Origin of the sequence: Wolbachia endosymbiont (group A) of Brachyopa scutellaris (assembly GCF_964026995.1) — a bacterium.
Lineage (GTDB): Bacteria > Pseudomonadota > Alphaproteobacteria > Rickettsiales > Anaplasmataceae > Wolbachia > Wolbachia pipientis.
On the sequence record NZ_OZ034720.1, the window covers coordinates 992621 to 1010496 of the forward strand.

Below are 17876 nucleotides of genomic sequence, written 5' to 3' on the forward strand. Positions count from 1 at the left end.
CGGTATGACGTCTGGCCTGCACTATAAGCTAATCATCATCTCCAAATATAGAGCTAATTTTTTTGCCCCCAGGAGAAAATTTATTAGTCCAACTGCTTTGCACTTTGGTTACGTCTTTAGTGGCAGTTTTATTGCTGTATTCCTTGATTTCCTTATCTATTCTCTCCATCATTTGTGGATCAAGGTAGCTCTTTTTCCATTGGTCAGTAGCAAGAAAAACTTTGTTTAAATCTTGAGTGCGGATTAAGTATTCTTTGTCTTTAGGGTAAACTTCCTGCGCCCAAGCAAATAGCTCAAAGTAGCGTGCAAATAATTCAGATGCGCGTGATTTTGCAGTTTGATAAGCCTGTATCTCCTTAAATATGACTTGGCCGATAATTTTCTGTACAAGAATATTTGACTGCTTTAAGTTCTGCTCAATATCTTGATAAACTTTATGGAGAAATTCCTGTTCTAAACTTAAGTTCAGTTCATTTTCAACCATATGTGAAAGTTCATGCACTATAATGTATGGGTTTGACCTTCTTAGCACAATAACATATCTATTTACACCGGAAGACCTGATTGTCTTACACACTCCCTCTTCCATATCCACTAATCCCTCTTGGTATATCTCAAACGAAAGCCTATTTTGCTTTATTAGTGACAAAGTGAGGTTTAATGTGTTTCTAAACTTCTCAAATTGATAGAGATATTCGACATACCGTATTGCATTTTCACTGCTTCCTACTCCCGTTGCTTGTTTTATTAAATTCCTGATTAGCATACCTTATTATTAAAGGAATTTTTTTTATACTCAAGAATTGATTGGCTACAAAGTGTTTTTAGGAAGCCTGATTGCATAGCTAAAGTAATTCATGTTTACTGATAACCGTCATACCGCTGCTTGTCAGCGGGATCTATGGTGAGATACCGCGAATGAATCCATAGCTGTACGAACATTCATTTTTGAAGGTAAATTGCACAGCAAATGGTGTCATTCCAGTGCTCTTTTTTTGTCATCCCAGTCTGGGATCTATTTTGCATGTAACTCCAATTGTGTTTTGGCATAAAACGCGACACGTATTAGACTTATTTGCAAGCAAAGCTTGCTAGATCCAAGTAGTCAGGGGACTGGAATGACACCATAGGTGCACTGCCGTCATAAAGGAACCAGTGTCAGCTACTTGGATGACAGCTAGCCTAACAACCTTCATCCCGCTGCTTGTTAGCGGGATCTAGAGATACCGCGGGGTTGTAAAGTAATTTTTTACATCTAATGCTCGGCCAGTGCCTGCATGATACCACGTATTATCTATACCAAGGTGTTCTGCTTGTAGATATTATACCAACAATCCACTATTTTTTTTATGTCTTGTGGTTTAGTTTCTGGACCTATACTGATTCTAATTGAACACTCTGCTTGCTCTTTTGTTGCCCCCATTGCAAGCAAAACATGGGAAGGCTCAACTTTTCCAGAAGAACATGCGGAGCCATTACTAACTGCAATATAATTCAAGTCAAAATGCATGAGCTGCACATCACTCTTTACTCCTGGCATATAAATAAAACTTGTGTTTGGCAGCCTCTTAGAGTTTTTACCGAAGATTCTTATGTCACTGGCAAGATTTAATAATTCACACTCTAATTGATCGCGTAGCTCCTTTACTTCATCCATTTTTGATAAAAGATCTGGAATATTTTGCAGTGCAGCAGAAAGGCCTGCAATTGCAACAATATTTTCCGTACCACCACGAAATCCCTTCTCTTGTCCACCACCTATTATAATAGGTTCTATCGCAAGTTCTTTATTGAATATTAAAACTCCACTGCCTGCTACACCGCCAAATTTATGGGCGGATAAAGTGAGTAAATCCACTCCTAAATCTTCCATATTAACTTTAATTTTCCCAACACTTTGAGCAGTGTCAGTGTGGCAAATTGCTCCAAACTTGTGTACTATTTTAGCTATTTCCTCAATAGGTTGAATAACTCCGGTTTCGTTATTTGCCATCATAACTGAAACTATTGCTTTGTTTCCTTTAAGTTCGCTTAGAATTTTTTCTAGCTCTAAAAAGTCAACAATGCCCTCCTGATTAACAGGTATTATATATGGATTACATGCAGAATTAAGAATTGAAGGATGCTCTATAGCTGAAATTATATGCAGGTAGCCTGCTATTCCTCTCATAACAAGGTTATTCGCTTCAGTTGCACCAGACGTAAAAACTATTTCTTTATCACTTGAGACGCCAATAGCACCACGTACGTTATCTCTTGCATCCTGAAGAATCTTCCTCGCTTCTTGTCCTCTCTTATGTAGTGATGATGGATTGAGCGTTTGTTTTGACAAGACCTCAAATATACTTTTTTTTACATTTTCACTAATTGGAGCAGTTGCATTGTAATCAGCATATACGCAACCACTATTTTCTAAAGAAAATGGACTCATCTGTCACTTAAATAAGTTTACCATCAACTATAGCCATAACTATGTACGTTAGCTTTAACACGATAAAAAATTTATTGCAAAAACAGCGAAATTAATACATAATTAATAACTCACGTCATCAATACCTGTCAAGCGGGTTCTTATTAGGAGTTATCATGGTTGAAGTTTTTTTAAATAATGCAACAAGAAAGATAGAAGGTGAATACCACCAAAGCAAAGATGCCAACGCGCCGGTTGTGCTGGTTTTACATCATCATCCTCAATATGGTGGTAATATGGATAGTAAAATTGTACATAGTACATATACGTCTTTTATCGATAACAATTTTTCTGCATTGAAAATTAACTTTCGTGGTGTGGGAAAATCTACCGGAACTTTTGATAAGGGTATAGGAGAATTAACTGACGCTGCGGTAGCCATTGATTGGCTTCAGGAACATAATCCTAGCAATGTTCCAATTTGGATCGCTGGTTTTTCTTTTGGAGCATGGGTGGCTATGCAGCTAACAATGCGCCGCCCTGAGATAGTGGGTTTTATTGCTTTTTCTCTTCCGGTAACTAAGTACGATTTTTCTTTTCTTTCTCCCTGTCCAGTTTCTGGGCTTATAATACAAAGCAGTAATGATACAATCTCAGAAGAAAGCGATGTAACAGAATTAGCAAAAAGGTTGATAAATTCAGTAAGAAGTGATCACATGAAATACCATATAATAGATGATACTAATCACTTTCTAAAGGATAAAGAAGAGGAAGTGACTCAAATCGTGGACAATTATATAAAACTGCGCTTGAATAGTGCAACTATTTCTTCTCAAAAGGTCAAAAAAGAGGTAAGGGTAAAAGAATATGCCTAATCTTTACAAACAAGAGAAATGAGTGTAGTAATATAAATGAAAAGGTTTTGTTATGTTTAAAAAGCTATTATTTTTTGTTTTAGCTGTGTTTATGTTATCGGGGTGTTCCCTAAGTAAACAGCGTAAGTTAAAAAGTCCGTGTATAAAAAGCAATGAAAGCATTTCATGCGAGTTGTACTCTGTTAATGATCATTGGTTAGATAAGTATAAGGCATAGAAATTGTGCTATTTTTCCTATTCACAACTTCACTAATGATCGATCTCTCAATTGGAAAATGCAGTCTGCCTTTTCTGCAAGGAGATGATTGTGTGTTACTATAAGCATAGAGCTGTTATTTTCCTTTACGTATGAATGTAGCAGTAAAAACACGTTAAAAGAATTTGTTGGATCTAAGTTTCCTGTTGGCTCATCTGCAAGTAAAAGCTTTGGAGAATTTACAATGCTTCTTGCAATTGCAACTCTCTGCCTTTCCCCACCCGAAACTTCAGATACCATGCTACTTGCTTTGTTTTCCAGACCAAATTTTTCCAACATTGCTTGCGAATTTTTTTTTGCTTCAGCTTTGCTTTTTCCTGCAATGAGTTGAGGAAGCATAATATTTTCCAACACCGATAACTCTTGTAACAAATAGTGAAATTGATAAACAAAACTAAGAAAATTTCTTCTTACATGAGTTTTATGCTTATTACTGGCTTGTGTGCAATTTATTCCATCTATCGTAACTATACCTGAAGTTGGCTTGTCCAACAAGCCTGCGATTTGCAATATAGTTGTTTTCCCTGCACCTGAATTGCCAATCAGCGCTACTACTTGCCCTCTTGTAACACTTAAGTTGATATCCTTTACAACAGCAGAATTGTCCTTGAAGCTTTTATCTACAGAAGTTAGTTCTAGTGCTACATTACCACCCATGTTTAAAAGACCTATAACCATACAAATGTTGTGCTTGCATAGCAAATGATAGTGCATGACCAGTAAAAAAGAAATAGAAGAATAAACCTCAGTGTCAAGTATACAACTATATGAACGTTGTGACTTGAGAGCACCCTCCACCAGAGAAGAGTGTCATCCCAGTGCTCCGACACTGGGATCCAGGAATTTTGATTGGACACTAAGTTGGTGAGCATAAAAGTAGCTAATCCTATGTTAAAACACAACGTTTGTGATGGGATTTCGTAAAAGGCTGGATTCCAGTGTCACGCACTGGAATGACATCAAATTTTTGACTAAACTGAGAAGCTGTTGCCACAACCACACTGGGATTTAGCAAAGGCATTCTTTATTTGAAAACCAGAACCACTGAGATCCTCAGTATAATCTATAACTGAGTTATTTAAAAATTTTGCTGAACAATTATCAACCATTAATACAGGATTGCCATTTTCATCATTAATTACTATATCTTTACCTTTTTCGCTAAAACTGGAGTGGCTTCTATAGTCCTCGCTTTCTTCATAATCATCATCTTCGTCTTCGTCATCAAACTCATCATCGTAATCATCGTCTTCATCATCCAAAGATAGATTTTTATTCATTTGATCCATAAGAAAATTGTATTTGAAGCCAGAACATCCACCACCTGAAACTGCAACCCGTAAAATGGAACTCTTATCCCCTTCCTGCTCTGCAAGAGAGTGGATTTTTTTTAGTGCATTATCAGTTAAGTTGATGTTGTAATTTGTTGACATAGTAACCACCGTTTATTATTGATAACTTATTATAGTAGAAATTTTACATGTCAAACAATAATTTTCTATTAAATTATACATGTTTTCCAAGCAAAACAAAAGGGAGATACTTCAAAGAGCCAGAAGATGAGAATCGCAGCTGCTTTCAGCGTGATAGGGACCGTATCATTCACTCTAATGCGTTTAGAAAGTTGGAGTACAAAACACAAGTTTTTATCAATTATGAGCACGACTACTATCGCACTCGGCTTACTCATAGCCTTGAAGTTGCACAAATTGCAAGGTCCATTGCGCGTAGACTTGGCTTAAATGAGGATATCACTGAATGCATAGCGCTCGCACATGATCTTGGTCATCCTCCATTTGGTCATGCAGGTGAAGATGCTCTAAAGAAATCAGTTCAAGATTTGAATCTTGATAACGAGAAGTATGAGTTTGATCATAATGTTCAAGCTATAAGGATTTTAACTTATCTTGAACAAAAACATGCTGATTTTGATGGTATGAATCTAAGTTGGGAGGTGATTGAAGGAGTTGCAAAACATAACGGTCCCTTGCTTGGTCAAAACGCGGAGTCTTCTACAAGTAATCAGCTGTTATTAGAATACAACAAAAAATATGATCTAAAACTTGAAGAATTTTCAAGCATTGAAGCGCAAGTTGCTTCAATTGCCGATGATATTGCTTACAGTGTTCACGATCTTGATGATGCACTCAGGGCGAATTTAGTAACCATCGAAGATTTGCTGAATGTTCCTTTAATTGAAAAAATGTTTAAAGACATAAGGAGCAGATATTCAGAATTGCCTCAGAGCAAACTCATACATGAATCACTGAGTGGAACTATAGGAACTATGATAAGTGATGTTGTTTCTCAGACTGAAAGAAATATTGAAGATCACAAAATAAAAAGCGTAGAAGACGTAAGAAGTCTAAATAAAATGCTAGTCACATTTTCACCAGAAGTTGCGAATGCTACAAAAGAAATGAAAAGATTCAACATGGAGAAAATATACAGAAGCTATAAACTGAGTAGAACGATGAACAAAGCAAAACGCATAATACAGGAACTCTTTCAATGTTTTTATGAAAACCCAGGATTACTTCCCACAGAGTGGAGCAAACTCGCTTGTGAATCTCAGCGTTCAGTAATAATATGTGACTATATCTCAGGTATGACAGATAGATTTGCTATACACGAGCACAGAAGAATTTTTGATACCTCATACGAAATGACTTCTTTCTAATGACTGATGATCATTTCATGTCAATTGCATTAAGGCTTGCAGAAAAAAATCTTGGAAATGTTACACCAAATCCTGCTGTCGGGTGTGTTATTGTAAAAGATGGTACAATTGTTAGTGAGGGATATACAGGGATTGGTGGGCGTCCGCATGCGGAGGTAGTCGCTTTGCAAAACGCTAAAGATTCAACTCATGGCGCAACTATATATATCACTCTTGAGCCATGTTGTCATCACGGAGTCACAGGGCCTTGCACTGCAAAAATCATAAAAGCTGGCATAAAAAGAGTAGTAATTGCAACTATTGACCCAGATAGTAGAGTTTCAGGTGGAGGCATTAAAGCTCTGAAAGAAGCAGGAATTGAAGTTGAGCAAGGTATTATGCAAAAAGAAGCAGAAGAACTGAATGTCGGTTTTTTCACCACTAAAGAATTACATAGACCATTTATAGCTTGCAAAATCGCAACAACTCTTGACGGAAAAATCGCAACATTTACAGGCGATAGCAAATGGATAACAAGTGAAAATACGAGAAACTGGGTGCATGAGCTCAGAACGAAATATGATGCAATTATGATTGGCAGCAATACTCTTATTAATGATGATCCACTCTTAACTTGCAGATTACCAGGACTCGGAAGTAGATCGCCAATAAGGCTAATTATAGATAGTCAAGGGAGATTAAAGGAAGAGCATAACATTGCAAAGACTGCAGACAAAGTAATAACTTGGGTCATCACAAATAAAGAAGTAGAGAAAAAAATAAAAAACATTAACTATTTGATAGTTAATTCAAATGACAAACCTCCTGTCATTCCAGATGTCACCCCAACACACTCTCCTGTCATTCCAACGCCTTCTCCTGTCATCCCAGTGCCCAGACACTGGGATCCAGAAAACTTCAAGCAATTGCATAATGAAAACTGGATTCCAGCGTCACGCGCTGGAATGACATCGGAGCCTGACATTATCAATAAAGTCTGCTTAAAAGACATGGCATCAAAACTTGTTTCAGAAATTGGTATAACAAGATTATTAGTTGAAGGTGGAGGAGTGTTAATCACAGAACTATTAAAGTGTAATTTAATCGACAGGTTGATAATATGCCGCAGTGGTAAAATTTTAGGCAATGATGCCACTCCTTTTGTAGGAGATTTAGGGATTCAATTCATTAACAACTGTTATCAGTTTAAAAAAACAAAGATAATAGAGTTTAGTGAGGATATAGTTGAGGTTTGGGATAGGTCGTCATAATCCTTACATACTCAAACAGTAAAAAAAAGGTATCCGTTCAGCGGAGCGGTAAAATAAAAAGTAGACAAGGAGTGCTAAAAACATAATATCACAAGTAGTATGTGTGGTAAATATGTCTGATCTACTAGCTAGTCTTCTCAAGCTCTGTGAAAGCTTTAAAATAGAGATAGAGCAACTAAAAGCAGAGATAAAGAGGTTAGAGATAGAAAACGAAAATTTTAGATCTGAGAATAAGGCGCTAAGAATCGAAAATGCTGAATTGAAAGAAAGACTAGGTCTGAATTCACAAAATTCATCGATACCGAGCTCAAAAGAGTTATACAAGCTAAAGAAGAAAAAGAAAAAAAGTGACAGGAAAATAGGGGCACAGATTGGGCATGAAGGAAAGTATCGCCCTAAAATGGAAGCAGATGAAGTGGTGAAAATAGAGTTCTTGCGAGTGCGGAGGAGAAATTGCGATATCGAAAGAGCCATACATTCATCAAAAAGTTGATTTGCCAGAAATTAAGCCTTATGTTGTGGAATACCAATGGCCGCTGTTGCAAGTGTGGAAAAAGAAAAAGTAGCAGGCTACCAGAAGGTGTTACTGCGGATACATTTGGTCCAAAAGTTAAGTCAACAATCGCGGCGCTGAGCGGATTTTACAAGAACTCGAAAAGAGAAGTAGCAAATATTATAAAAAATATTTTCAACCTGGACATCAGTGTTGGTAGCGTGTCAAATAGCGAGGCTAGAGTTGCAGAAAAATGCCAAGAAGCATATGAGCAAATCGAGCAAGAAGTAAGTAAAAGTGAAGTTCTGCATATCGATGAAACGAGCCATTATAACAAAGGTAAACTTGGTTGGTGCTGGATGTTTGCCAGTAATACAGCAAGTTTTATAAAATTGACAGAGTCAAGAGGAATGAAGGTTTTACAAAATAGTAAGTTCTGCAATCGCAATAGCTTAGTAGTAACCGACAGGTACGCAGCATACAACTACTTTGCCGATAAGAACAGGCAAATCTGTTGGGCACATTTATCAAGAGATTTTGAAAGATTAGCACATAGTTGAAGTTAAAGTTCTGGGCTGTTACTTAAGAAACGTAGCCACTGAATTATTTGCACTAAAAAAGGCCTTGCTAAAAAATGAGATAGATGTTTTTAGATTTACCAGACGTGCCAGAAAGTTGCAAAAACGTACAAGATATTACTTGAAGGAAATATCACATTTACCTGAAGCAATTGGAGCTTCTCGAGTTGCAAAAAATATTTTGAAATCTGAAAGAATAATGTGGAATTTTTTAGATGACCCAGAAAACATTCCGCTGACAAACAACCATGCTGAACAGCAGATACGGCATTATGTCGTTTATCGCAAAAATTCATATTTTACCCAATCGAAGCGGGGAAATGCATTCCTTGAACGGATAATTTCATTATACTTGACATGGAAACAAAGGGGTCTCAATCCTTTCCAAAACCTCTTATCTATCATCTCTCACACCGCTTAGCTGAACGGATACAACCCAAGAAAGGTTTTTCTACGTCATACCACCGCGGTATCTCAGCATAGATTCCGCTAACGAGTAGCGGAATGACGAATTTGTTGTTTTTCAAATTGTAGGTAAACCTAAGCCACTTTAGCTATATAGGGTCACAACAATAGATTTTTAAGATCGTTTACGGCCTTCTTAATATCTTCAGCCTTGAATATCGCCGATCCCGCAACTAAAATATCAGCACCTGCTTTTATTATATCAGCTGCGTTAAAAAAGTTAATTCCACCATCTACTGAAATTTGTGTTTTAAGGTTACGCTCTTGTATCATTTTTTTCATAGTAGATATCTTGTTCAACTGTGAATGAATGAATTCCTGCCCTCCAAAGCCAGGGTTGACTGTCATAATCAGCACAATATCTAGCTCATGTATTATATATTCAAGCACACTTGGGGAAGTTGAAGGAACAATTGAGACTCCAGCTTGAATCGGTTTTTTTGCGTCGTTTACATTTTTGTATGACTTTATCTTTCTTATCAACCTCTCAAGGTGTATCTCTGCTTCTGCATGTACAGTGATAATATCAGCACCAGCATTTATAAAGCTTTCAATGTGGTTACCAGGAGATTTGACCATTAAATGCACATCAAAAGGAAGATTGCTATATTTACGTATTGCAGAGACAACGCTAGGACCAATTGTAATATTTGGAACGAAATTCCCATCCATAACGTCTATGTGTATGTAATCTACACCTAAATCGCTAATTTTTCTTACTTCTTCTCCTAATTTTGCAAAATCTGCTGAAAGTATAGAAGGTGCAATTTTAATACTCATGAGCTGCCTTTTTTGCTAAAAAATAACTTATTTTTAAAACTCTGTCACCCTAAGCACCATCTGAGTAGCTAGAGGAACTGGATACTGATATCGGTATGCCTATTTAACTAGATCTTAAATTAGATAAAAAAAGGTAGTCTTGATAAAACTTATTTACAGCAAGTTTTTTTACATTTGGACTTTCTGTTTGTTCTTTTTTGTACCCTAATTTATAGCTTATTGAATCCTTGTATAAACTGATCGTTTTGTATGCTTTGTTCATCTCTCTAGGAAAGATGCCGTTAGCAATTACGACGCATAACCCTGTAGCTGTTGCAAAAGCTAGAGTGGTAAATGCTAGATTTTGTAAAAAATTTCTTCCACTAACTTTTTTTTCCTGTATATTAGCAGAGTGCTGTTTGTTTGACACTTCTTCTAGATATTCATGCCATATGTGATTGCAGTTCGTACATTTTACCTTTCTTCCAGACGCGCCAATTTGCTTAGGAGATACTAAGTAAGTTTTAGTACAACTATTACATTGTATTTTCATAGCACTTACATATAAAGTAGTAACAAGCTCAAATGATACAGAGCTACAAATTTAATATCAATATATATATAACAAATGGAAGGTTTGCAACTAAAAAAAACACAGAGTGAGATAGAAAATATTTGGAAAAATAGAGAAAAATTTAATGACTGTAATCTAAAGAAAACAGCAAGAATAGCAATTAAAGAGGTAATTGAGCTCCTTGATAGTGGCAAAATTAGAGTAGCAGAAAAGCTATCAAGTGGAGAATGGGTAGTACATAAGTGGATAAAGCAGGCAATATTATTACATTTTCTCACTGAAGAAAACAAAATAATAGACAATACCAATTGCTGGTTTGACAAGATCGGTAACAAATTTAGTGAATGGAATGAGGAGAAATTTCGCCAGTTAAAAATTAGAGCAGTTCCTGGGTGTTTTGTCCGCCGATCTGCTTATATAGGTACAAATGTTGTCCTAATGCCAAGTTTTATCAACGTTGGTGCATATGTTGATTCAGGAACAATGATAGATACCTGGTCAACGATTGGTAGCTGTGCGCAAATAGGAAAAAACTGCCATATTTCCGGTGGAGTGGGAATAGGTGGAGTCCTTGAGCCTATTCAAGCTTCACCTGTCATTATAGAAGATAATTGCTTTATTGGAGCACGTAGCGAGGTGGCCGAGGGTGTGGTAGTGAGAGAAGGATCAGTCCTTGGCATAGGTGTGTTTATTGGGGCATCAACAAAGATTATTGATAGAGAAACTAGCAAGGTATTTTACGGCGAAGTGCCACCTTATTCTGTAGTGGTACCAGGGTCTATTCCATCTAAAAATAATATTTCAACCTATTGTGCAGTCATAGTAAAAAAAGTGGATGAAAAGACGAGATCGAAAATCTCTATAAATCAAATATTGAGGGATTAAACTATATATCTGTAATATGACACAATATTACATAGTAAATGATGTCATTTCAGTACTTACTGTACGAACATTGTAATTTGTAGGCAATTTGTGTGGCAGGTGGTGTCATTCCAGTGCTTGACACTGGAATCCAGTTTTTCACGCAACCCCATCAAAAACGTAGTGTTTTAATATAAATGAGATTAGCTACTTTTATATTCACCAACCTAGCTGGATCCCAGTGTCAAGCACTGGGATGATAAGAGAGCAGTTTGCTATTTTTTGCTATCGCTTTTTTTATCATTATTACTAACCACAGTAATGGCATACGCGCATAACTCTGAGAAAGAGACTCCATTTTCTTGAGATAGTTTATATAATTTTTGTAGACTTTCTTTTACTTTATTAGGAATATTCCCTCCACGTTCTTTTACAAGCCAGGAATCTTGATGATGAATTGGATGAGCATCACTTTTTGGATTTCCTATGTATATTGCAAAAGGTGAACTTTGTCCTTTGAAGTCACATTGTACAGTAAATTTTTTTATAGATTCGGCCATTTAAAGACCTCTACTTTTCTTTTTGGTCGATTTTATAGCAGGTGGAAGAGGTGGTTTCTTTATAAAATCTTGTCTATTGACAACACTTTCTCTACCTTCCAAAGCTCGGCGAACATCAGCTCTGCTTAATTGCGACTCTTTTGCTACCTTCATTCCATGCTTTGCCATAATATTAGCATATGCTAGTACTTTTTTTACCAATGCTAGATCACCATCTAGCATTTGAACTAGCACTTGAAACACTTCCGCTAAAGTTAGCCCATCAGCATTTATAACCTTGTTTTCTATAAAATTGACAGCTTCTTCAAATTTGTATTCAATACTATCATCTTGAGGTACAAGGGCAACATAATCGGTGTTTTTGTCGTCCATAACTGAAGCACTATTACTCACAAACTTAAGTTTATACTATATATATAAATACTCTACTATTTTATATTATGGCACGCTATAGTTAAACATTTATTAATAACATGCTCACTTATATACACGAATTAATTGACAAAAGTCAAGGATCAATATCCATCAGTGATTTCATGAATGCCGTTTTGTACCATGAAAAATACGGCTATTATACAAGTAAATTACCGCTTGGTAAGGATGGTGATTTTACTACCGCACCTGAGATCAGCCAATTATTTGGTGAAGTAATTGCAGTTTGGATAATGCATACATGGGAAAAATTAGGAAAGCCATCAAAATTTTCTCTAGTTGAACTTGGGCCAGGCAAAGGAACACTCATTCACGATATAATAAGAGTCACTAAAAAATACAGCAGCTTTTTTAATTCAATGTTGATCCACTTAGTTGAAATAAGCCCTACTTTACGGAAGATACAAAAGGAAAAATTAAAAAGCTTAGATGTTAATTGGCACAAAAATATTGACAACCTACCAGAACAACCAACCATTTTTTTAGCAAATGAGTTCTTTGACGCTCTTCCGATAGATCAGTTTGTATATCATGATGAGGGGTGGTATGAAAATATGGTGACAAAACAAGATGATGGCAGTCTCTTGGTGTCATGCCAGTGCGTGACACTGGAATCCAGAAAAAAAGAATCATGGATTCCAGTGTCAGCTACTCAGATGACAAATGGAAAATTTTTTAATGGTGCAGTGGTGGAAATATGTTCAGTTGGGGTTGAAATATTAAAAAAACTTGAGAAGAAGATATATAATAATAAAGGAGCTGCTTTGATTGTAGATTACGGTTATGTATACCCCGCATATAAGAGCACTTTGCAATCGATAAAACAACATAAGTATGCTAATTTTCTTGAGAATGTTGGTAATAGTGATATTACCGCACTTGTAAACTTTCAAGCATTAAAAGATTCATTAAAACACGTAGATTGCGAGATTTTAACTCAAAGAGAATTTTTATATCTTTTTGGCATAAAAGAAAGAACCCTGGCTTTAATGAAAAGCGCAAGTGATGAACAAAAGAATAGGATCTTTAGTGAATTCTTAAGGTTGACTGAAAATATGGGCACTCTTTTTAAAGCAATGCTATTGATATAGGGAGAGTAGACCGGCGGACCTTCCCCGCCAGCCTCTCGCAGAACTGTGCATGAACCTCTCGACTCACACAGCTCCCATTATTCGGCCCTTGCTACTAATTATAGCATAATCAAGGACTCTGTTTTAATCAATTGCTCATCCCATTTCTGGTTGACAAATAACCAAACTAAATCCCTTCGCTCCATCTCCATTACAGAGATTTCTTCACTACTACGCGCCCCTGTTTTCCGTATCGGTACTCTCACCCTTGGAGTTTAGCTCCTTGGATTTCTCCCTTATCATCGAAATGACAGGTTCCCGCAGTTCCACGCAATAGCCCAAAATAGATTCACGCCACCTCTATGCCGGACGCCACCTATCCAGTAAACAAGCTCCCGATACCAGGTTAGCCTGGTTTTGACGTCGTCTAGTTCCTTTCGACACTTTTTCAGTGGTTCATTTGCATTCGTCTCTCTATTTCATACATGACACATATAGCTCTTTCCATAAAAGTCCGGATGTGATAGGATAAGGATAGATGATGATAAGGAGGTTGAATGCCAGCAGCATATAGTTATGATTTAAGAAAAAAAGGAATGGAAGCGCTAGACGAAGGAGAAAGCAGAGAAACAGTGGCAGCAAGATTTAAGATTGGACGAACTACTTTATGGGAGTGGCAGCAAAGAAGAAAAGAAACAGGAGACTTTCAATCAAAAAAACTTGGAAATGGGGGTTACAATCACAAAATTACCGACTGGGATACCTTTGCCAAATTTGCCAGAGAACACGGAGGAAAGACTCTATCGGAAATGGCTAAACTTTGGAACAACGTTAGTATCCAAACGATCTATCGAGCCCTTAAAAAAATTGGATTTACGCGCAAAAAAAGACATATGGATACAAGGAAAGAAACGAAGAAAAACGTGCTGAATTTTTGAAAATTATAGCGACAAAAGAACCTAAAAACTTAGTGTATATAGATGAGTCTGGCATTGATAACACCGAAGACTACCCCTACGGATATTGCCAGAAAGGACAGCGGTTTTATGCCTTAAAATCTGGAAAGAAAACTCAACGAATCAGTATGGTTGCAGCCTTAAGTGGAAGAAAGATAGTTGTTCCGTTAACCTTTGAAGGCCACTGTAATATGGATGTTTTTAATGGATGGTTTGAGCAATTTTTGACACCGATCTTGGAACCTGGACAGACTGTCATTCTTGACAATGCTACTTTTCATAAGTCTGATAAGATTATCGAGCTTGCTAAAGGGGTTGGTGCAGAAATTTTGTATCTGCCGCCTTATTCTCCAGATTTCAACAAAATTGAGCATCATTGGTTTGCTATAAAAAACAGAGCCAGGAAAAACATTCCTCTATTCGAATCCTTTCGTCGTGCTGTTGATTCTGCCTTCCTATGACCTGTTCGGACTATTATGAGAAATGCTATACTTGCTGCATCAGTCATCGCCTGCGCTATTACTGATTTCCACAGCAAATAATACCTTTGTATATCATCTGACGTACTATTTGTTTCATAGTGGTTAAAAAATTCTTTAAAATTGAAGTTGTTTGACATAATGATACCTCTTTAGATTGAAATTTGAAGTGATTTGAGTTTATGTTGCCACAGCAGATTCCGCTAACAAGTAGCGGGATGACGAGCTTATCGTCATCCCGCCACGAACCGTCATACCGCGATTCATTCGCGGTATCTCTAGATCCCGCTAACAAGCAGCGGGATGACGGTTGTCAGGCCAGCGCCCCTATGATGTCATTCAAGTAGCTGACACTGGTTCCTTTATGACGGCAGTGCCCCTATGGTGTCATCCCAGTGTCCCTATGATGTCATCCCAGTGCCCAGACACTGGGATCCAGGAATTTTGATTGGACACTGGGTTGGTAAGCATAAAAGTGTTATGTAAAATACAACGTTCTTGATGGGATTGCATGAAATGCTGGATCCCAGTGTCTGGGCACTGGGATGACAAAGGAGAGCAGTGTCAAGCACTGGAATGACATCACAGGAGCACTGACCTCTCTTGGGCTCTTTTAGCTATAAACGTTAAGAAATTTACCAAATGAAAAAAAAGGCAAAAGAAGCCCTGGGGTTATTATCCGCTTTAAAATATTGGCGTTTTTTATGTTTTAAACGCTTGACAAGCGAAATTCAGCTGCTTTTAATTGCAACTAACCTACGCTGCAAATGTTTAAGAAATTTACTAAGCAGAAAAAAAGACAAAGAATCCCCGAGTTAGCTAGTCTTTTACTATCTCTGTCGAGTATTGGCATTTTTTGATGTCTTGTAACGCTTTATAAGCGCGTTCAGCTTATTTAGATAAAAATCTAGATGTAGATGAAGTTTTGTAAAGACATACAGTATCTATATACTGCAAAAAATTAAACATAAGACGCCGATACATTAAGTAATCCTTACCTTTTAATCTGCAGATTGGCGAAAGCAAATACAATAGCTTCAATTTTATGATAAGGGGGCTGGCGGAGTTTGTCAAGGAAGTTTTTTTGTTTCTGCGGGCTACCTGGTTTTTCTACTGAAATTTTGAAAAATGTAATCTACTCCTATATTCAAATATATCAAGCAGTAATTCAAAATCAGCCATTGCGCCTTTTGCGTTATTATACGCGAGATTGAGCAGCTCTTTGTCCTGATATAAATCAGCAAATTTAAATTCCATACATCCTGATTGTTTTGTGCCTAAAATATCTCCACTGCCTCTTAGCATCATATCCCTTTCAGCAATGTAAAATCCATCTTGTGACTCACACATGATCTTTAACTTTGAAGATGAGCTTTTACTTAAATTATCGTATAATAATACACAAAAAGATGGCTTGTTTCCTCGCCCTACTCTGCCTCTTAACTGATGCAATTGTGATAACCCAAATTGCTCTGCATTTTCTATAATCATGATGGTTGCATCTGGCACATCTATACCAACTTCTATCACAGTGGTTGCAACAAGCAGAGAAAATTCATTCCTTTTGAAGGAAAACATAACTTGATCTTTCTGCTCCTGAGTCAATTTTCCGTGTATTATCCCGACTTTATCAAGAAATGTTTTTTGTAATTCCTGAAAACGCATCTCTGCTGCAGCAATATTGGTCTCTTCGTTTTCTTCTATATATGGACAAATCCAATATGCTTTTTCGCCCCTGTTTATAGCACCTTTTAGCTTTTCAATAACATCTGGCACCCTACTAATGTTCATAGTTACAGTTTTTATTGGCAATCTGGATTTTGGTTTTTCTTTCAAAATTGAACATTCAACATCACCATACATAGCTTGCTGCAAGGTTCTTGGAATGGGAGTTGCAGTAACGAAAAGTATATCGGCATTTTCTCCTTTTCCTACCAAGCGATTTCTCTGCATCACTCCAAATCGCTGTTGCTCGTCTATGACTGCAAGCCCTAAATTTTTAAATGTAACGTTAGCTTGAAATAGTGCATGAGTGCCAATCACTATATTTAAAACACCACTTGCAAGTTCGTTCATGATAATCTTTCTTTCCTTGCGCGAAGTTTTACCAGTAAGCAGCGCAACTTTTATATCGGTACAGGATAAAACTTCCTCAATCCAATTATAATGTTGCTCCGCCAAGATAGTAGTCGGTGCCATTAGAGCTGCCTGCATGTTGTTTTCTACCACATTTATCATCGCAAAAAGTGCAACTACGGTTTTGCCACTACCAACATCACCTTGCAGCAAGCTTATCATGCGATACTTGGATTTTTGTCTTTCTGAGATCTCATCTATTGCACGAGTTTGATCATTTGTTAATTGAAACGACAATTCATTTAAAACTTGCTCTTTGTATTTACTCAATATTACAAATTCTCTTCCCCTTTCTTTCACATGATTTTTTCTTGCAAGTTTCAGCGCTAGCTGATACGCAAACAATTCATCATAAGCAAGCCTTTTTCTACAAACCTCAGCTTCCGCCAATGAGCTTGGTCTGTGCAACTTTATGATGCTTTCCCTCCAACTTAACCATTTTTTTTGCTTGATTAATGTATCATCTATCCACTCTGGTAAATCAGGCAATTCCTTTAGATTAGAGCTTATTATGTTCCCAATGCGCTTATTGGTAATGCCACGGCATAATTGGTAAACTGGCTCTATGCAAGCTATTTCTTTAAATTGGTTGATGTCAAGCGACACGTAATCTGGATGAGTAATTTGCCAATGTTCAGCAAATTTTTCGAGTTTGCCACTGATGATCACATTCGCTCCAATTGGAAATAGTTTATATAAATACTTAACTGAGTAATTAAAAAAGACTATGAATATATACTGACTCTCACTTTCAACGACTATTTTATATGGTCTACCTCTAAAAGTGGGCGACTGATGTTCATAAACTTTTGCAATGAAAGTTGTAAATTCTCCAACTCGAGCATCAGATAGTAACTTGCTTCTATCCACATAACTAAGTGGCTTATAAAACAGCAGATCCACCACCTTGTCCCCACCACAAAGTTTAGGCAATATTGCGGAATGGAACTTAGGTATATTCTCCAGCCTGCTATTTAGAAAAATCTGATTGCTCATTGAGATTCATACATGTGTAAAACTGTTATAGAGCCTTTTTAAA

The 17876-nt window shown here is 36.9% G+C and carries 16 protein-coding genes and 1 pseudogene; 8 read left to right on the forward strand and 9 right to left on the reverse strand.

The window, feature by feature from the left end; all coding sequences use genetic code 11:
- Positions 1 to 28 precede the first annotated feature (28 nt).
- Positions 29 to 766: a hypothetical protein gene (locus AAGD93_RS05075; protein ID WP_341819215.1), complete on the reverse strand. Its 738-nt coding sequence runs from the start codon at positions 764 to 766 to the stop codon at positions 29 to 31.
- 528 nt (positions 767 to 1294) lie between these two features.
- Complete coding sequence (locus tag AAGD93_RS05080) at positions 1295 to 2431, reverse strand: cysteine desulfurase family protein (protein ID WP_341819217.1); 1137 nt, start codon at positions 2429 to 2431, stop codon at positions 1295 to 1297.
- Between the two features lie 155 nt (positions 2432 to 2586).
- On the opposite strand from AAGD93_RS05080, the gene AAGD93_RS05085 reads away from it, so the two are divergent.
- The gene (locus AAGD93_RS05085) at positions 2587 to 3285 is read left to right on the forward strand and encodes an alpha/beta hydrolase (protein ID WP_341819218.1); all 699 of its coding nucleotides are present in this window, start codon (positions 2587 to 2589) and stop codon (positions 3283 to 3285) included.
- Positions 3286 to 3523: 238 nt separating this feature from the next.
- On the opposite strand, the gene AAGD93_RS05095 is transcribed toward AAGD93_RS05085, so the two are convergent.
- Entirely contained in the window at positions 3524 to 4198 is a 675-nt protein-coding gene (locus AAGD93_RS05095; RefSeq protein ID WP_065106727.1) for an ABC transporter ATP-binding protein, read from the reverse strand.
- Positions 4199 to 4512: 314 nt separating this feature from the next.
- Complete coding sequence (locus AAGD93_RS05100) at positions 4513 to 4974, reverse strand: HesB/IscA family protein (RefSeq protein ID WP_010081891.1); 462 nt, start codon at positions 4972 to 4974, stop codon at positions 4513 to 4515.
- 47 nt (positions 4975 to 5021) lie between these two features.
- Here AAGD93_RS05100 and AAGD93_RS05105 point away from each other — a divergent pair, with 47 nt between their 5' ends.
- The 3 genes and pseudogenes from AAGD93_RS05105 to tnpC all read left to right on the forward strand — a co-directional run bounded on the left by AAGD93_RS05105 (position 5022) and on the right by tnpC (position 8963).
- Positions 5022 to 6221 (forward strand): deoxyguanosinetriphosphate triphosphohydrolase, encoded by a 1200-nt coding sequence (locus AAGD93_RS05105; protein WP_341819220.1) that lies wholly within the window; start codon positions 5022 to 5024, stop codon positions 6219 to 6221.
- Entirely contained in the window at positions 6221 to 7471 is a 1251-nt protein-coding gene (ribD, locus tag AAGD93_RS05110) for a bifunctional diaminohydroxyphosphoribosylaminopyrimidine deaminase/5-amino-6-(5-phosphoribosylamino)uracil reductase RibD (protein WP_341819221.1), read from the forward strand. Before AAGD93_RS05105 ends, ribD begins: the two co-directional genes overlap by 1 nt.
- A gap of 112 nt (positions 7472 to 7583) precedes the next feature.
- Positions 7584 to 8963: pseudogene (tnpC, locus tag AAGD93_RS05115) on the forward strand (IS66 family transposase).
- 143 nt (positions 8964 to 9106) lie between these two features.
- Here the strand turns inward: tnpC and rpe are convergent.
- Entirely contained in the window at positions 9107 to 9787 is a 681-nt protein-coding gene (gene rpe, locus AAGD93_RS05120) for a ribulose-phosphate 3-epimerase (protein ID WP_341819222.1), read from the reverse strand.
- Positions 9788 to 9890: 103 nt separating this feature from the next.
- Positions 9891 to 10319, reverse strand: coding sequence for a zinc-ribbon domain-containing protein (locus AAGD93_RS05125; RefSeq protein WP_182366253.1), 429 nt, complete (start codon positions 10317 to 10319; stop codon positions 9891 to 9893).
- A 75-nt stretch (positions 10320 to 10394) separates the two neighbouring features.
- Between AAGD93_RS05125 and dapD the strand changes: the two genes are divergently transcribed.
- Positions 10395 to 11225 (forward strand): 2,3,4,5-tetrahydropyridine-2,6-dicarboxylate N-succinyltransferase, encoded by an 831-nt coding sequence (dapD, locus tag AAGD93_RS05130; RefSeq protein WP_341819223.1) that lies wholly within the window; start codon positions 10395 to 10397, stop codon positions 11223 to 11225.
- Positions 11226 to 11479: 254 nt separating this feature from the next.
- Here the strand turns inward: dapD and AAGD93_RS05135 are convergent, their stop codons facing one another.
- Positions 11480 to 11764 (reverse strand): DUF2610 domain-containing protein, encoded by a 285-nt coding sequence (locus AAGD93_RS05135; protein ID WP_064125056.1) that lies wholly within the window; start codon positions 11762 to 11764, stop codon positions 11480 to 11482.
- Positions 11765 to 12136 carry a hypothetical protein gene (locus AAGD93_RS05140; RefSeq protein ID WP_410529898.1) on the reverse strand — a complete coding sequence of 124 codons (372 nt, stop codon included), beginning with the start codon at positions 12134 to 12136 and terminating at the stop codon, positions 11765 to 11767.
- Between the two features lie 101 nt (positions 12137 to 12237).
- Between AAGD93_RS05140 and AAGD93_RS05145 the strand changes: the two genes are divergently transcribed.
- The 3 genes from AAGD93_RS05145 to AAGD93_RS05155 all read left to right on the forward strand — a co-directional run bounded on the left by AAGD93_RS05145 (position 12238) and on the right by AAGD93_RS05155 (position 15149).
- Positions 12238 to 13287, forward strand: a complete 1050-nt coding sequence (locus tag AAGD93_RS05145) for a class I SAM-dependent methyltransferase (protein ID WP_182320464.1) — start codon at positions 12238 to 12240, stop codon at positions 13285 to 13287.
- 536 nt (positions 13288 to 13823) lie between these two features.
- Positions 13824 to 14683 (forward strand): IS630 family transposase gene (locus AAGD93_RS05150; protein WP_341819182.1). Its coding sequence is split into 2 segments (ribosomal slippage): positions 13824 to 14148 and positions 14148 to 14683, totalling 861 coding nucleotides; the frame shifts between segments, so codons are not numbered across the junction.
- Between the two features lie 328 nt (positions 14684 to 15011).
- Positions 15012 to 15149: a hypothetical protein gene (locus AAGD93_RS05155; RefSeq protein WP_160142664.1), complete on the forward strand. Its 138-nt coding sequence runs from the start codon at positions 15012 to 15014 to the stop codon at positions 15147 to 15149.
- A gap of 662 nt (positions 15150 to 15811) precedes the next feature.
- On the opposite strand, the gene recG is transcribed toward AAGD93_RS05155, so the two are convergent.
- Entirely contained in the window at positions 15812 to 17833 is a 2022-nt protein-coding gene (gene recG / locus AAGD93_RS05160) for an ATP-dependent DNA helicase RecG (RefSeq protein ID WP_341819225.1), read from the reverse strand.
- Positions 17834 to 17876 lie beyond the last annotated feature (43 nt).

Excerpts from the sequence above, each read along its gene's own strand:
- AAGD93_RS05125 (WP_182366253.1), bottom strand. The coding sequence starts at position 10,319 with ATGAAAATACAATGTAATAGTTGTACTAAAACTTACTTAGTATCTCCT.
- ribD (WP_341819221.1), top strand. The coding sequence starts at position 6,221 with ATGACTGATGATCATTTCATGTCAATTGCATTAAGGCTTGCAGAAAAA.
- AAGD93_RS05140 (WP_410529898.1), bottom strand. The coding sequence starts at position 12,136 with ATGGACGACAAAAACACCGATTATGTTGCCCTTGTACCTCAAGATGAT.
- AAGD93_RS05085 (WP_341819218.1), top strand. The coding sequence starts at position 2,587 with ATGGTTGAAGTTTTTTTAAATAATGCAACAAGAAAGATAGAAGGTGAA.
- AAGD93_RS05105 (WP_341819220.1), top strand. The coding sequence starts at position 5,022 with ATGTCAAACAATAATTTTCTATTAAATTATACATGTTTTCCAAGCAAA.
- AAGD93_RS05100 (WP_010081891.1), bottom strand. The coding sequence starts at position 4,974 with ATGTCAACAAATTACAACATCAACTTAACTGATAATGCACTAAAAAAA.
- AAGD93_RS05080 (WP_341819217.1), bottom strand. The coding sequence starts at position 2,431 with ATGAGTCCATTTTCTTTAGAAAATAGTGGTTGCGTATATGCTGATTAC.
- AAGD93_RS05135 (WP_064125056.1), bottom strand. The coding sequence starts at position 11,764 with ATGGCCGAATCTATAAAAAAATTTACTGTACAATGTGACTTCAAAGGA.
- AAGD93_RS05095 (WP_065106727.1), bottom strand. The coding sequence starts at position 4,198 with ATGGGTGGTAATGTAGCACTAGAACTAACTTCTGTAGATAAAAGCTTC.
- dapD (WP_341819223.1), top strand. The coding sequence starts at position 10,395 with ATGGAAGGTTTGCAACTAAAAAAAACACAGAGTGAGATAGAAAATATT.
- AAGD93_RS05075 (WP_341819215.1), bottom strand. The coding sequence starts at position 766 with ATGCTAATCAGGAATTTAATAAAACAAGCAACGGGAGTAGGAAGCAGT.
- recG (WP_341819225.1), bottom strand. The coding sequence starts at position 17,833 with ATGAGCAATCAGATTTTTCTAAATAGCAGGCTGGAGAATATACCTAAG.
- rpe (WP_341819222.1), bottom strand. The coding sequence starts at position 9,787 with ATGAGTATTAAAATTGCACCTTCTATACTTTCAGCAGATTTTGCAAAA.
- AAGD93_RS05145 (WP_182320464.1), top strand. The coding sequence starts at position 12,238 with ATGCTCACTTATATACACGAATTAATTGACAAAAGTCAAGGATCAATA.